The organism is Pseudomonadota bacterium (genome assembly GCA_026388315.1).
Lineage (GTDB): Bacteria > Desulfobacterota > Syntrophorhabdia > Syntrophorhabdales > Syntrophorhabdaceae > MWEV01.
Genome location: JAPLKA010000088.1, coordinates 25,488 through 39,605 on the forward strand (window position 1 = coordinate 25,488; position 14,118 = coordinate 39,605).

Here is a 14,118-nt window from a genome sequence, read left to right on the forward strand (position 1 = left end):
TTAATGATAAATTGTTTCTACAAAAACTGCCTTTACTCAACAAGCTCCAGAAAATGGTACACCTTCTGCGGCATCTTATTTCTCAGAACATTGTCGATTAAATTTATCATGCAACCAGGACATGCTGTAACGACTATATCTGCACCAGTTGCTTTGATGCCGTCCATTTTTTTATCTGCAATCTTCTTTGTAAGGTCATAGTGGTAAACACTGAAGGAACCACCCATACCGCAGCACATATCGGCATTGGGCATTTCAACATATTTCAAGCCTTTTAAAGCCTTCAGGATCATCCTTGGCTGGTCTTTAATGTTCTGATACCTTACAAGGTGGCACGGGTCGTGCCATGTGGCCGTCTTACCTTCAAATTCCTTTTTCAGTTTGAATTCTTCCAGTGGTACCTTCATCACATCAATAATAAACTCGGTGCTGTCTTTCACCTTCTTTTCAAATTCTTCATATCTTTTTTGCTGATCTTCGTTATCAGGGAGGTACTTCTGATAATCTTTCAAAGTGGAACTGCACGTACCGCAACCCGTTACAATATAATCAACATCTTTAAAGGCTTTGATATTTTCTTCTGCAAGCATTCTGCCTGTCTCAAAATCACCGCTGAAATATATGGCAGCTCCGCAGCAGTTCTGACTTTGGGGAACAACCACTTCAATACCCTTTTTTGTCAGGAAATCAATAATCTTCAGCCCCAGTTCAGGATATACAAAGTCCATTGCACACCCCATAAAGAAGCCAACCTTCATTTTTGCTGCCTGACCGTTCTGTGGCTTATAGACAGGTTTAACCATATCACGTAGAAACTTGTCAGCAAGTGCAGGAATATTCCTTCCCTGACCAAGCGCCTTCAAAAAATCGGGTAAGTGTCTGATATTGCCTTCTGTCTTTGGAAGCATCCACTGGAATGCCTTTGCTAATTTTACATATCTTCCAAAGGCCTTTCTGTTGGACATTACCTTCCTAAACGCAAAGTTCTTTACAAAACCCAAACCCTTGTTTTTCACCATCTGGGCCCTTGCCCCCACAACTACCCTGTCAATCTGGGTCTTTGAAGGACAATTAGCTACACATCGTTTGCAGAGAAGGCATTTGCCGATGATTGTGCCCATCTCGTCGGTAAATTCCTGTTTGCCGCTAAGAATCTGTTTGACAAGGTAGTTCTTACCCCTTGCAACGGATGTCTCCATCCTCTCTTCCTGATACACAGGACAGAAAAAGCTGCAAAAACCACATTTCATGCACTGATCTGCAAATTGTTCTATTTTTTTAAGCTCTTTTAGGTCTTTCAAGCCGAACCCCCTTTACACTAATCCCAGATTTTGCCCGGGTTCATAATATTGTTAGGATCAAAGAGTGCCTTAATATCCTTCATCATTTTGACAACGACGGGATCAGTGATCTTACTGAAGAATTTCTGTTTTTCGAGACCTATACCGTGTTCACCTGACAATACACCGCCAAACTCAACTGCCGCCTCAATAATTGCATCCATGGCCTTTACTGCCCTGTCATAATGATCTTTGTTGTTTATATCTGTAAGGATCGCAGGGTGGAGGTTTCCGTCGCCTGCATGACCGAGCACAACAATCTCAACATTGTGTTTCTTCGCAAGCTCTTTGCATCTGTTGATTAAGGCAGGTATCTTTCCTCTCGGTACTGTTACGTCTTCAGCGAAGACTGTTTTTGCCTTGCCGAAAACCGCTGCAAACCCGGCACGTCTTGCAAGCCAGTACTTGTTGGCTTCATCTATGTCTTTTGCCACTCTTGCATCAACGGCGCCATATTTTTTTGTGATCTCCACGATCTTTTCCGTCTCTTTCTCGACTGCTTCAGCAATTCCATCGCATTCAAAAAGAAGGACCGCATCCGCATCCTTCGGGAGGCCCATGGGCATCATTTCTTCAATTCTGTTAATAACCCAGTTATCGAGAAGTTCGATCTTGCCGGGTATTACACCATTTTCCAGAACCCTGAACACACTTTCTCCTGCCTTCGCCACATCATCAAATACAACCATAGTGGTCTTCTTTGCAGGAGGAATAGGGTTAAGTTTTAACTCTGCCCTTGTTACCACACCAAGGGTACCTTCTGAGCTAATAAAAATGTGGAGCAGGTCATAACCCACGACGTTCTTCAATGTCCGGCCGCCAAGGTTGACAATTTCGCCTGTAGGCAGCACTACTTCAAGCCCCAGGATGTACTGCTTCGTTACACCATATTTGACGCATGCAGGACCACCGGCATTCTCAGCAATAATACCACCCAGGGTTGCACCCAGGAAGCTCTGGGGGTCAGGCGGGAAAAAAAGCCCTTCCTTCATAAGCCTGAGGGTCAGGTCCTGAAGGACAACACCGGGTTCCACCGTAGCGGTAAGGTTCTCTTTGTCTATTTTCAATATCTTATTCATCTTCGTAGTACAGAGAACAATTCCACCGTGCCAGGGAACAGAGCCACCGCTCACATTTGTGCCTCCACCCCTCGGAGTCACGGGTACCTTTTCAACATTGGCAATCTTCATAATCTCAGAAATTTCCTTTGTGCTTGTAGGGAACACCACTACATCGGGCTCATGTATCCAGCTTGTGGTCCCGTCATAGGAATATGCCTTCAACGCCTCAGGCGTTGTGAGGACATTTTCTTTACCAACAATCCTCTGAAATTCGCCTATTAATGATTCTTTTATCATCCATGCCCCCTTATCCTAACGGTTATTTGGTATTGTTACTTATTTCACTTACATATATCCTTTTCACGCTGAATTTGTCAAGAAAATATACTAACCAAAACTCTACGTTACAATACTTGTGCAAAATGGATAAATATTTCAAAAAACTCTTTAAAATAAATCGTTATTTCATTATGCATTTTTAAAATAATCCGGATAAATGCAGGTAAATAATTTTTATTCACAAGCCTATTTTCTTGCAAAAAATGGGAAGAAATTGGTATCATCTTGCAACATGATGGAATTATTTAAAGATTCAGATTTCACAAAGAAAAACATCAAAAAACCATTAGCAGATAGAATGAGGCCAAAATCACTTGATGATTTTACGGGTCAGGAACATCTCCTCGGTAATGGTAAACTTTTAAGTGTTCTCCTTGAAAAAAAGGATGTGCCATCCATGATATTATGGGGGCCAAGTGGTGTTGGAAAAACAACGATTGGATGGATCATCGGCAAGGAAATGGGTCTGCCTTTTATTCCGTTGAGCGCCGTAAACATTGGAATAAAGGAAGTGAAAGAAGTATTACAAAAAACCAGGATGCAGAAAATTATCCTTTTTATTGATGAATTTCACAGGTTTAACAAATTGCAGCAGGATACATTTCTCCCGCACGTGGAAAACGGAGACATTATACTCATAGGCGCCACAACTGAAAATCCCTCTTTCGAAGTCATCTCCCCGCTCCTCTCCAGGATGAAGGTGCTTACGTTGAACCCACTCAATAATGCTGAATTGATCCGGATTGTAAAAAGAGCCCTTGAGAACGATGCGGAACTGAAAAATTCATCATTGAAAATCGATGAGAATATCATAGAAGAATTGGTGATGCTTGCCAATGGCGATGCAAGAAAAGCGCTTAACCTTCTGGAAGTCTGCCATAAGATGGTTAAAGTGGCAGGAAAAGGGGATCAGGTTATTGACCGCAGCATCCTGAGAGAAGCCTACCAGAAAAACATTGCGGTTTATGACAAAAAGGGTGAGATGCATTACGACCTCATCAGCGCCTTGCACAAAAGCATGAGGGGGTCCGATCCTGATGCAGCGCTCTACTGGCTTGCACGCATGGTCGAAGGCGGTGAAGACCCGCTCTACATAATGAGAAGGATGGTAAGATTTGCATCGGAAGATGTGGGCAATGCAGATCCACATGCATTGACCCTTACAGTTTCAGCCATGGAGGCCTTTAAATTTATCGGCCCGCCCGAAGGGTATCTGGCCCTTGCACAAGCCTGTATATACCTCTCGTTATGTGAAAAGAGCAACGCGATCTATAAGGCATATAACTCGGTAAGCCATGATGTGAAGAACCTGCCGGAGTATCCGGTACCCTTTCATATTCGTAATGCTCCCACAAAGCTTATGGAAGGACTGGGTTATGGAAATGGATACCTTTATCCCCATGACTATGATGACGCCCTCGTCAGACAGGCATATATGCCGGAACAGATTAAAGACAAAAGGTATTACCGCCCGACTGACAGAGGTTATGAAAAAAAATTAAAAGAATTCCTGGAAAAAGTCAAAAAGGTGAAAGGAGCGTAGAGCGGAGAGCGGGTATCCGATATCCGTACGGTTTAATCCTGCCGAAGGCGGGACAATGGGGGGGGAGAAGGCAACGATGAGTGATAATAGCACACCCCACAGAGCAAAGGAGTATGATGAAGAGGTCCGCAGGACGATCCCCTTCTACCACCTGTTTCATACCGAAACCATCGACCTGGTCCGAACGCTTCTGCCAAGCGTATCGGTCTGGCTTGACACCGGCTGTGGCACAGGCTACCTTGCGGAGCAAGCGCTGCCTCTTCTGCCCAAGGTGCGTTTTCTTCTGGCCGATCCCTCTCCGGCGATGCTCGACCAAGCCCGTGGAAGGCTTGCACGCTTTCCGTTAGCAGACATCCGCTTCCTTGGCGCCGTGGCTACGGAGGAACTCGTCGGCGTAGTGCCCGAGACTCCCCAGGTGATTACCGCCATCCAAAGCCACCATTATGGCGGAGAGGAGGTTAGGAGGCTTGCAACCGCTGTATGTTATCGGCTCCTGGAACCGGGAGGCCTCTATGTCACTTTCGAGAACATTCAACCGGACACGGCACGAGGCATCAACATCAGCCTTGATCGCTGGCTCCGTTTCCAGCGTGAGGCGGACCGCTCACCACAGGAGGTGGAGGAGCACCGTTCCCGTTTCGGCAGGAACTATTTCCCGATTACCGTTGCCGAGCACCTGCAGCTTCTACGGGCAACCGGTTTTACCGTTGTCGAGATACTCTGGCTGTCACAGATGCAGGCGGGCTTCTACGCCATTAAATAATGCGCGATAACGGGACATCTCTAAACAATTCAATAACAAGTAAAGTCTCCCTGAAAGCGTGTGTTTGCTACTTTCACACACGATACTCCATTGCAAGCGGTAATCATTATTGCCGCCTTTTCCCCCTTGACATACAAACTTTTCATATCTTTCACCCAAACTCTGAAAAACAATGTCTTATCAATTGATGCGGGGAAGGGCTCCGCGCCTGCATGGCGATACCGTCACCGGCAAATAATATGTTGTATTTTTATAATGTTTGAAGGAAAATGAAAAGGGAAATGGGGCGTCATTATACGAATAATTTTTTTGGCTTGGGAAAGTTATTTATTTGTTATGGACCATCCCCTCTATCTTTGCCCTGGAGAGCCTGAAATGCAAGAAATAAGACCTGACAAGATTTTTCAAGGTGTAACATGAAACGAAGAATGTGGCTGGACACCTTCCTGCCTCCCTTTGTTGAAACGGAAAGGGAGAAGCCCCGCGATATGCTCTATATCGCCCAGGAGACGCCTCCTCCTTCCACAATCCTGATGGCCGGCATCCAGCACACACTTGTGGCGCTCATGCTGGTAGTCTACCTGGTAATCGTGGGTCAGGATATAGGGCTTGCGGGTGGTCAACTGAGAGGATTCATATCACTGGGCGTTGTGGTCATGGGCATCGGTACCCTGCTGAACAGTCTAACCACCCGGGTCAGCGCCGGCCACTTGCTGGTCCATATACCCAGTCCCATCACGATGACGGTTTTCATTCTCGTTGTGATGACGTTCGGGTTGAGTGCCGCAGCCGGAGGTATGCTGGTGGCGGGCTTCATTGTCTTCTTCATGGGTCGTTTCCTGCCCCGTTTGCAGGTCCTGTTTCCACCCGAGGTCACCGGAGTTCTGCTGGTACTTTTAGGGGTGTGTCTGCTGCCCGGGGGTGTGCGGCGGTTTATCGGCCTGGAGGAAGGGGTCACCTTCTTCAACATGGGTTCCGTACTCATCGCCCTGTGCACTCTGGGAACTATCACAGCTATTTCCGTCTGGTCTTCGGGACGTGTCCGTGTATTCGCTCTGATCATCGGCGTCGCTATCGGCCTGTTGGCGGCGGTTCTGACCGGCCACTTCGGTACCGCCGAACTAACTGCCGTGGCCGGACAACCCTTATTCGCCATGCCTTTCAGCGATTACAGGCCGCCGGTTCCCACATGGGTTCCGGGTGCGATCATCCCTCTGGCGTTGACACTGATCATCAGCGCCGTGGACGAAGTCGGCTGCGGGGTAATGGTGGACAGGATGAACAATAACCAATGGCGGCGGCCTGATCTGCCCATGATCGGCCGGCTGCTGAACATTATGGGCATTTGTAATGTTTTAAGCGGACTGACAGGAACGCTGACAACTGGCAGTTCATCGGCCAACCTGGGACTCGCGCATGCAACAGGCGTGGCGGCCAGACGGGTGGGGACTGCGGCGGGTCTGATGCTCATCGCGATCGCATGTCTTCCTAAGATCAGCCTGTTCATTACCCTCCTGCCGCGAGCAGTCATCGGAGCAATTCTGGTTTACACCGCCGCCTACATGATGGTCTCCGGAACAGAGTTGATCCTGTCGAGACTGCTCAACAGCCGAAGGCGGGCAACCGTGGGGCTGAGCCTGGCTGCAGGCATGGCGGTGTTGATGGTTCCGGAACTGACCGCAACGATGCCCCTGGAGATTAAACCCATTCTGGGCTCGGGGCTCGTGGTCGGGGTCGTGTCCGCCATCGTTTTGAATCTCATCTTTCGTATCGGTGTGTCCCGGCGCGGAGAGATACTGCTTGACGGGCAGAGACCGACGCTGCAGGCGGCGCGATTCCTGGAGGAACGCGGAGCAGACTGGGGAGCGAGGCGGGACGTCATCGGACATGCCGGCATAGCCGTGGGCGAGGCGCTGGAGACCTTACAAGGGGCTGGATTGCTTCAGGGGTCGGCGCGTTTGATGGCCGTCTTTGACGAGTACAAGCTGATCGTGACCCTTGACTATCCGGGGCGAGGTATTCGCCTGGCCGAAGAGCGTGCCGTCGATTTACAGGCGCTTCTGGATGAGGAGCATGATGACGCGGCGCTGGATGAGGCCATGGCTGTGGTATCGGCAGGTATGATCCGCAACATGGCCGATCAGGTCGAATGCAGCGAGCGAAAGGGCCGGGGCCGCATTCGGCTGATTTTCAACCACTGACCGGAGTCCGACTGCCCGTACCGGTTGCAATTCTCCGGAAATGCTATATCATGTCCATATCAGACCAATTCGGATTCAAAGATAGCACCCAGAGGGTACCCGGGCAACAAGGAGGAGGCGACGGAGGCGTACATTTTAGTACGTCGAGGAGGTGACGACGAAGGCAACGAAGTTATATGAATGAAGGCTAATTGGTATCAGACTACACGATTCGACAGGAGGAAGACAATGATCGAGATTCTCAGAACCAGGCGCAGCATAAGGAAATATGAGAAAAAAGGGATTGATAAAGGCTTGGCGGATATCCTCAAGGAGGCCCTGCTCCGCTGCCCCTCATCCCGGGGCAACAATCCCTGGACCTTTATATTCGTGGACGATCGTGAGCTGCTCCACCGGCTCTCTCAGGCAAAAGAGCGCGGATCAACTTTCCTTAAAGATGCGGCGCTGTGTATCGTGGTCTGCGGAGATGAAACGAAGTCGGACGTGTGGGTGGAGGATTGCTCCATCACCTCAATTGTTGTACAGCTTACAGCTCATTCATTAGGTCTTGGAACCTGCTGGGTTCAGGTCAGAAACAGGTTTTACGCCGGGGAAAAGACCTCGGAGAGCTATATTCAGGAACTCCTCGGCATACCCGACCACTTGCGAGTAGAGTGCCTGATCAGCATGGGTTATCCCGCGGAAACCAAAACGCCGGTCCCCTTCGAACAACTCGAGTACGGAAAGATAAAATACAACGGCTACCGGTGATCCCCGGTACACACAGTGATGATTTCCCTTGCAGGTTCAGGGGGGAATGTTGCAGAAAAAGAAAAAAGGAGAACACCACAGATGAAGAGCTACCGGAAAGAGTTATGGTTCAACACATCCACGAGAAGGGCATATATCAACATTACCTCTCAAAAGGTCGACCGCTACATATTGTTGCAGCAGATAACATCGTTGATAACGAAACAATTGTTATTACTGTTTATGAGCCTGAGCAAGACAAATGGAGCCCTAATTTTAAAAGGAGAATCCCATGAAATGCGTCATTTGCAAACACGCTGAAACAAAACCCGGCACAACGACTGTCACCCTGGAAAGGGATGCCCTTACCTACGTTATTAAGCAGGTGCCTGCTTAAGTTTGCCCGAATTGCGGCGAAGATTACGTAGATGAGAATGTAACAGGTGATCTGCTGAAATCTGCAGAGCAGATGGCAAAAGTCGGTGCACAGGTGGATATACGCCAATATATTGCCGCATGAACTCAGGTCGAATGAAAATAATATCGAGGTCATAATCCTCAACTATCCGAAATCTGAAAGCGTATCGGAGGCAATGATGGAAACAGTTTCCGTCATTGTTGCACAGCATGAAAATCAACAAGGACGCTTCTTAACGGGCTATTGCTCTTAAAACTTTTTGATGAGATTCATAGGGCAATCCAAAATGAAGGCAGTGGATGGTGGATGGCAATCAGAAAACATCGAAAAACATCGAACCTTGAACAGCTTTTTGCAATCCGTACGGTTTAATCCTGCCGAAGGCAGGACAATCGATATATTCCATACGGTTCTATTTCGGTCCTATTTTTCAGGTTACTCCCCTGCCAATTTACAAACATCATTTATGAATGTATCTGAGAGCCACAGACCTGAGCTTTGAAGTTTTCCAAGGTTTTCTCGAACTGATTTTACTATTCCCTTTCTTTTGGCCAGAACGATTATCCCTACTGTTCCGGTAAAATTACATCCCAACGATTCGGCACATCTCCTTGCTTGTAAATCATCTATAATAGCCCAACAATCGGGATTCTTGTATACGTAAGAAAGAACAGCATTTTCGCCTTCACCTAAATCCCATGCTGCTATAGTTGGATTAATCGGTATGTTTTTGATCGTCTTCAACCATTTCCGGGAAAGCACAGTGTTTATACCAAAGTCAACAGCGCTTTTTGCCGTGACCTCCTTCTTGACGTTATCGGGTACAAGAATATCTTTAAACAAGGCCGGTAATAATTCAGAAAGCTCGCTTTTAGATAGACAGATCAGTGGTGATGCATTTAAAATCACACGACTAATCGGCATTTTGTAACTCTTTTCCTATATTGTCAGCCGTATATTGAAACGGGGAAACCCCAAACCTTGCCAATGAAAAAACGAATTCTGACCGGGTCAGGTCAGCTATTTCAGCCGCCTTTTCCTGTGATACTATTCCCATTTCATACCACTTTACAGCAGCAGCCAACCGCATTTCTGCGGCGAACTCTGGTGGACTCTTTCTTATTGCAGAAAATGCACCGTCGGGCATATCGAGCTTTAAGGCATATGACATTTTGGCCTCCTGTTTCTCACTATTTTCACAGCTTACTTAGTATACTAAAAAAGCACGGCAAAATAAAGAAAGGGAAACGACAAAAAGTTTCAAAAGGGAAATCGCGCGATGCAAGGTCTGTTTTGATTTTCCCGATATTTAAACAATGGTTACAACTGTTGTAACCATTTTCTCTGGCAGGTCTCCGGGTCTCCGGTTATAGCTTCTGTCTGTATCGTGCCCGGTCAGTTTCAGAGAATATTTTTTTGCCGCCCGCTATCGCTCGACAAATACTGACAAAAGATAATATGTTTTGCCAGTCGACGACAATGCCGCCTGTCAAATATTCAGCCCTAACGGGCGAATATATCTTATCATTTCACAGGCAAAAACAGCACTTTAAGCCATGAAATTGGCCATTTTCCACGTCTGTATTTCTTTTCCGAAGATTTCAGCAATTGCGGACAATGTGTCCGCAAATTCCCTCCGATGCACAGCCATGTCCAGTAATGCAAAAAAAAGACCCCATTTCCTTCATAAGAGGCGGTCCTTTTTTAGCTATCTCCAAATTCTCCGCCACAGTGGCGGAGAATCCATAAAACAAGGACTGGACTATGTTTGCAAAGATTAAAGAGCTCTCTAAAACTGTTGTAGAAACCTGCCTCACAATCTTAAGCCCATCACCCGGTCCAGACTTTCTGGTCCGGCCCCTGAATTTTCAGAAACAGTTTCTGAAAATGTTTCAGAACATCTTCTCACAATTTGCAGTTCTGGAAATAGTTGCCATGAATCAGGCTTCATGATAAGTGAAATAAGTTAAGAATGTCCCGGCTATCCTCAACTATCCGAAATCTGAAAGCGTATCGGAGGCAATGACGGAAACAGTTTCCGTCATTGTTGCACAGCATGAAAATCAACAAGGACGCTTATTAACGGGCTATTGCTCTTAAAACTTTTCGATGAGATTCAGGCAGCAATCCGAAGTGAAAACCCGTGAAGCGTTATCCGTGAAGCGTGAAGTTCTCAGCCACTTCTTGTTTCAGAAAAAGCTTCAAAAAGTCTGCTGGTGAAATAACCCGAACTCCTTGGCATAAGTTGGAAGGAAAATGGACCTGATTGCCGGTAACCAAGTACTCTACGCTACCCATAAGGGCTACCTCAAGAAACGGTTCGTCGTCGGCATCGGGTAAAGAAGTGAGAAGTGGAGAAGATGCTACGGTTTGGCCATTACGTTCAACATAATCAAGGATGGTGACAATCTTATCTTCCGCAAACTGAAACTTGGGACGCCTTAATACCTCATGGTATTCGGACAAGATACGGGCATCAACACACAAAGTCAGGTTGCCGGAGGAAATCATCCGAACAATGTCACCACATGCACCGAACGGCGATAGAAGACCTGCAACCAGAACATTCGTATCGAGGACGATCTTCATCGTTGTCGTTTTTCCCTCACTGTCTTGATTTCGGCGTCGATCTCCTCCATAGTGATTCTGTCTGTGCCCTGCACTGTGGACTGACGCTGAAGGCTCATAACAGCCTCGACGGCACGTGCCTGGCGAAACGCAGAGAGCGACTCTTCCAGGTTTGATTCATTAACCGCCGATAAAATAGCAATGGGCCGACCGTTACTGGTAACAATTAACTCCCGTTCCGTCGGGAGATTCTTCCAAACCTCGGCAGATTTCCCTCGTAAGTCACGTACGCTTATGAATTTCATAACCTAACCTCCAATTGTGTACTAACAGTGTACACCATTGTCACTCATAGTCAAGTTTATTCTTCACATAACGAGCCTGTAGAAAAACCCCTGACTGCGCCCTAACTGCGATTAAGGGGTGGTTTTCTGGAGTCATCTGACCCTTCCCAACCATGAGATCTCCGGTTGTGGCGCATTCTGTGAGGTCACTCTTTTCCACATCCCATCAGAAAATCTGCTCGGGGACTTTTTCTACAGGCACAACATGAGCGTCAGCGAGATGCGCATAGTGCGGATTCGCTGCACGTACTAGTTGGGCAATTGTTCTTGTAAATCAATATGTTATCCTCAGCAAATGTCAATATTTCACCAACGTCCCCTTCGCTCCCCCCCTTCGCTCCCCAGCTCCTTCGTCGCCGGAAACCGTTATGCGAGTCGCGACTTCGAGCATTTCTTGGGACCCTACCTTCAGCCGGGTACTTGTGGAGGCACGACACGGGTGGCCCCGCGGCCAGTGCCGCGTCTGGGCCGGCCTGATTTGTTCGAAGCCGGGTACCCACTTGTGGGTGGACAAGTTAGAAGGCCGAACGGATGCTAACCGTTACAAGGGTAAGAAAGCACGACCCACTCACCGGGTGGGTGCCCCGGCAGAGAGCAAAACAGTGTTCCGGCCATACCGATAATGCTTTGGGACGTAATTGGACTTAAAGTGCTGTTTTTGGGGCAAATTGCAACAAAGAGGTATGATCCAAGGCAGTTGTTGACACATTGTCAACAACATCATAAATCTCTGTAAAGTCAATACTGGCCTTGCATAGAGCCATTTCACTTTTAAAACTATTTTCTGAGGAACCGTAACTCTCCGCAACTGTTGCGGAGATTCTTAATATCATCGGAAAGTCAATACAGACGAAGGGAATCCCATTCTTCGAGATTGCCACGGGCTAAAGCCCTCGCAATGACAGATAAGGGAGGGGCCGTTCGCGATGACGGACAGGTGAGAAGCTACCGCCTGTCTGCTGCCAACTATTTTACTATGTTTTTAATTGAACTGATCGGTGAATAGAACCCATATCCAACCATTTTATGTAATACTTTATCTGCTTCCTTATGATTTATAATGCTCATCTCTATGGATTTTATGAGAATTCCTATTGTACCGGTCAGCTTCACTCCCAATAAGCCTGCTTCTCTTCTTGCCGCCCTGTCGTCACAGGCAAAAACCAATCCTCGCAACTTAGCAACGGCAATACTGGACGACTCGCCGAAACCCAAGGATATTGAGAGAGACTCAAAAACAGTTTTTTCTTTGTCACTTAGCGTAATTTCTTTAAGCCAGCCATCTAACACAGCTTGTCGTATCCCGACAAGCTTTCCGTGCCCCTGCATTATTCCTCTCATATTTTCCGCTGAAACGAAGTCGGTAATATAAGCAACATTGGAATACATCTTTTTTGGAATATAGAGAGAATCTGATAAGGCAAAGTTGCTCAAAACGCAATTATCAAAGATAATTTCAGGCATTCAACATATCCTGCAGGCATTCAGATGATTCCTGGATGTTAATAGAAATGCCACGGTCTTTCAGATAAACTCTTAAGCTGACAATATCAATGCCGAGAATCTCTGAAAGCTTACCCAGACTGATGAAACCTTCTTTATATGCCTCAATAGATACCATTCTTCTGTGCTCAATAAGATCTTTCTTCATATAGGTAGTATCCAGTGCCTCCCTTACAAGCTCTCCAAGGGTTTTCCGGTTTTCCCTGGCATATAATGTAAGTTTCCCGTGCTGCTCATCGGTCAGCATAATATTAGTTCTCTTCATCTTAATCCTCCCGATATGTGTAACTATATGTGTAATATAATTTTACAGTAACAAAATCAACAAAAACGTTCTGAAATTGAATTAGATCGCCACCCTTCCCAGAGGTCGCTCACGATGACAGGCAAAGGGAGAGACTGCCACGGCTTCGCCTCGCAGTGACATGCCGGAGGTTTCACTATTCACTATTCACTGCTTTTCCATCAATTCATGTACCCCATCGCACCTTTCGGTTCTTCCGCTACTTCAATAGTCCCGAATGATGCTTCATATCTGGATATATTTTCTGCAAGGGCGTTGAAAATACGTTTAACGTGTCCGGGGCTCACCACGATCCTGGCTGTAACAGCACCTTCCGGAGGAGCAAGCATAATAAAATCCATTACAAATTCCTCTTTTGTATGTGCTACCACCATATTGTTTGCATATACTCCGCCCTTTATTTCATTAGGGAAATATACTTTGATGTCCTGTTGACCGTTCGGCATATAGACTCCTTTAGTTTTTTTAAAACTATAAAATATTTTCTTTGACCTTGCAATAAAAGGCTGTAAACTGATATTATCTTTCTCGAATCATGGAAATTACAGAAAACAATCTCATAAAAAGGCTCAAAAGATTTGAACAGAAAAACGAAAGGGTAATAAGAGGCATCGGCGATGACGGCGCAGTCGTTGAAATGACTCGTGGTCGTTATGTCTTTGTACAGGATGCACTCGTAGAACACATCCATTTTGAATTTTCTTTTATGGATGCGGTTTCGGTTGGTAAAAAATCGATATACGTCAATGTTTCCGATATACTCTCCATGGGCGCCGACCCGCTGTACTTTCTCGTCACTATAGGTATCCCCGGCAGCATGTCATACAATACAATCATAGATTTGTATAAAGGCATGCATCGTGCTGCCCGGGAATTTAATGTTATCCTTCTTGGCGGGGATACAGTTGAAACGAAAAGCGACTTTTTTAGCGATGTCTCTATGGCAGGCATCCTGAAGAATGATACGTACCTGGGGAGAAATACAGCCAATGCGGGCGACCTGAT

At 46.6% G+C, this 14,118-nt stretch carries 15 protein-coding genes and 1 pseudogene; 6 read left to right on the top strand and 10 right to left on the bottom strand.

All coding sequences use genetic code 11. The features are described from left to right. Positions 1 to 32 precede the first annotated feature (32 nt). Both NTX75_12675 and NTX75_12680 read right to left on the bottom strand, forming a co-directional pair. Positions 33 to 1,301 carry a (Fe-S)-binding protein gene (locus tag NTX75_12675; protein MCX5817072.1) on the bottom strand — a complete coding sequence of 423 codons (1,269 nt, stop codon included), beginning with the start codon at positions 1,299 to 1,301 and terminating at the stop codon, positions 33 to 35. A gap of 17 nt (positions 1,302 to 1,318) precedes the next feature. Next, entirely contained in the window at positions 1,319 to 2,698 is a 1,380-nt protein-coding gene (locus NTX75_12680; GenBank protein MCX5817073.1) for an FAD-binding protein, read from the bottom strand. 340 nt (positions 2,699 to 3,038) lie between these two features. Between NTX75_12680 and NTX75_12685 the strand changes: the two genes are divergently transcribed. The 5 genes and pseudogenes from NTX75_12685 to NTX75_12705 all read left to right on the top strand — a co-directional run bounded on the left by NTX75_12685 (position 3,039) and on the right by NTX75_12705 (position 8,496). Continuing rightward, entirely contained in the window at positions 3,039 to 4,283 is a 1,245-nt protein-coding gene (locus NTX75_12685; GenBank protein MCX5817074.1) for a replication-associated recombination protein A, read from the top strand. 76 nt (positions 4,284 to 4,359) lie between these two features. Next, complete coding sequence (locus tag NTX75_12690; protein ID MCX5817075.1) at positions 4,360 to 5,046, top strand: class I SAM-dependent methyltransferase; 687 nt, start codon at positions 4,360 to 4,362, stop codon at positions 5,044 to 5,046. 416 nt (positions 5,047 to 5,462) lie between these two features. Further along, positions 5,463 to 7,247 (top strand): purine/pyrimidine permease, encoded by a 1,785-nt coding sequence (locus NTX75_12695; protein ID MCX5817076.1) that lies wholly within the window; start codon positions 5,463 to 5,465, stop codon positions 7,245 to 7,247. Positions 7,248 to 7,475: 228 nt separating this feature from the next. Beyond that, positions 7,476 to 7,997, top strand: a complete 522-nt coding sequence (locus NTX75_12700) for a nitroreductase family protein (protein MCX5817077.1) — start codon at positions 7,476 to 7,478, stop codon at positions 7,995 to 7,997. A 271-nt stretch (positions 7,998 to 8,268) separates the two neighbouring features. Then, positions 8,269 to 8,496: pseudogene (locus NTX75_12705) on the top strand (type II toxin-antitoxin system MqsA family antitoxin). Positions 8,497 to 8,829: 333 nt separating this feature from the next. Here the strand turns inward: NTX75_12705 and NTX75_12710 are convergent. The 8 genes from NTX75_12710 to NTX75_12745 all read right to left on the bottom strand — a co-directional run bounded on the left by NTX75_12710 (position 8,830) and on the right by NTX75_12745 (position 13,559). Then, entirely contained in the window at positions 8,830 to 9,303 is a 474-nt protein-coding gene (locus NTX75_12710; GenBank protein ID MCX5817078.1) for a DUF3368 domain-containing protein, read from the bottom strand. 4 nt (positions 9,304 to 9,307) lie between these two features. Continuing rightward, positions 9,308 to 9,565, bottom strand: coding sequence for a UPF0175 family protein (locus tag NTX75_12715; GenBank protein ID MCX5817079.1), 258 nt, complete (start codon positions 9,563 to 9,565; stop codon positions 9,308 to 9,310). A 980-nt stretch (positions 9,566 to 10,545) separates the two neighbouring features. After that, positions 10,546 to 10,983, bottom strand: a complete 438-nt coding sequence (locus NTX75_12720) for a putative toxin-antitoxin system toxin component, PIN family (GenBank protein ID MCX5817080.1) — start codon at positions 10,981 to 10,983, stop codon at positions 10,546 to 10,548. Further along, positions 10,980 to 11,267, bottom strand: coding sequence for a type II toxin-antitoxin system Phd/YefM family antitoxin (locus NTX75_12725; protein ID MCX5817081.1), 288 nt, complete (start codon positions 11,265 to 11,267; stop codon positions 10,980 to 10,982). Before NTX75_12725 ends, NTX75_12720 begins: the two co-directional genes overlap by 4 nt. A 683-nt stretch (positions 11,268 to 11,950) precedes the next feature. Beyond that, positions 11,951 to 12,187 (bottom strand): hypothetical protein, encoded by a 237-nt coding sequence (locus NTX75_12730; GenBank protein MCX5817082.1) that lies wholly within the window; start codon positions 12,185 to 12,187, stop codon positions 11,951 to 11,953. Between the two features lie 85 nt (positions 12,188 to 12,272). Next, positions 12,273 to 12,770 (bottom strand): hypothetical protein, encoded by a 498-nt coding sequence (locus NTX75_12735; protein ID MCX5817083.1) that lies wholly within the window; start codon positions 12,768 to 12,770, stop codon positions 12,273 to 12,275. Then, positions 12,763 to 13,074 carry a UPF0175 family protein gene (locus NTX75_12740; GenBank protein MCX5817084.1) on the bottom strand — a complete coding sequence of 104 codons (312 nt, stop codon included), beginning with the start codon at positions 13,072 to 13,074 and terminating at the stop codon, positions 12,763 to 12,765. Before NTX75_12740 ends, NTX75_12735 begins: the two co-directional genes overlap by 8 nt. Positions 13,075 to 13,274: 200 nt before the next feature. Further along, the gene (locus tag NTX75_12745) at positions 13,275 to 13,559 is read right to left on the bottom strand and encodes a DUF3467 domain-containing protein (protein MCX5817085.1); all 285 of its coding nucleotides are present in this window, start codon (positions 13,557 to 13,559) and stop codon (positions 13,275 to 13,277) included. An 89-nt stretch (positions 13,560 to 13,648) separates the two neighbouring features. Between NTX75_12745 and NTX75_12750 the strand changes: the two genes are divergently transcribed. After that, the coding region (locus NTX75_12750; protein ID MCX5817086.1) for an AIR synthase related protein at positions 13,649 to 14,118 on the top strand (470 nt) is incomplete at its 3' end.

Bases quoted from the DNA above. Each gene is read 5' to 3' on its own strand.
- NTX75_12680 (MCX5817073.1), bottom strand. From the start codon at position 2,698: ATGATAAAAGAATCATTAATAGGCGAATTTCAGAGGATTGTTGGTAAA.
- NTX75_12685 (MCX5817074.1), top strand. From the start codon at position 3,039: ATGAGGCCAAAATCACTTGATGATTTTACGGGTCAGGAACATCTCCTC.
- NTX75_12690 (MCX5817075.1), top strand. From the start codon at position 4,360: ATGAGTGATAATAGCACACCCCACAGAGCAAAGGAGTATGATGAAGAG.
- NTX75_12695 (MCX5817076.1), top strand. From the start codon at position 5,463: ATGAAACGAAGAATGTGGCTGGACACCTTCCTGCCTCCCTTTGTTGAA.
- NTX75_12700 (MCX5817077.1), top strand. From the start codon at position 7,476: ATGATCGAGATTCTCAGAACCAGGCGCAGCATAAGGAAATATGAGAAA.
- NTX75_12715 (MCX5817079.1), bottom strand. From the start codon at position 9,565: ATGTCATATGCCTTAAAGCTCGATATGCCCGACGGTGCATTTTCTGCA.
- NTX75_12720 (MCX5817080.1), bottom strand. From the start codon at position 10,983: ATGAAGATCGTCCTCGATACGAATGTTCTGGTTGCAGGTCTTCTATCG.
- NTX75_12725 (MCX5817081.1), bottom strand. From the start codon at position 11,267: ATGAAATTCATAAGCGTACGTGACTTACGAGGGAAATCTGCCGAGGTT.
- NTX75_12735 (MCX5817083.1), bottom strand. From the start codon at position 12,770: ATGCCTGAAATTATCTTTGATAATTGCGTTTTGAGCAACTTTGCCTTA.
- NTX75_12740 (MCX5817084.1), bottom strand. From the start codon at position 13,074: ATGAAGAGAACTAATATTATGCTGACCGATGAGCAGCACGGGAAACTT.
- NTX75_12745 (MCX5817085.1), bottom strand. From the start codon at position 13,559: ATGCCGAACGGTCAACAGGACATCAAAGTATATTTCCCTAATGAAATA.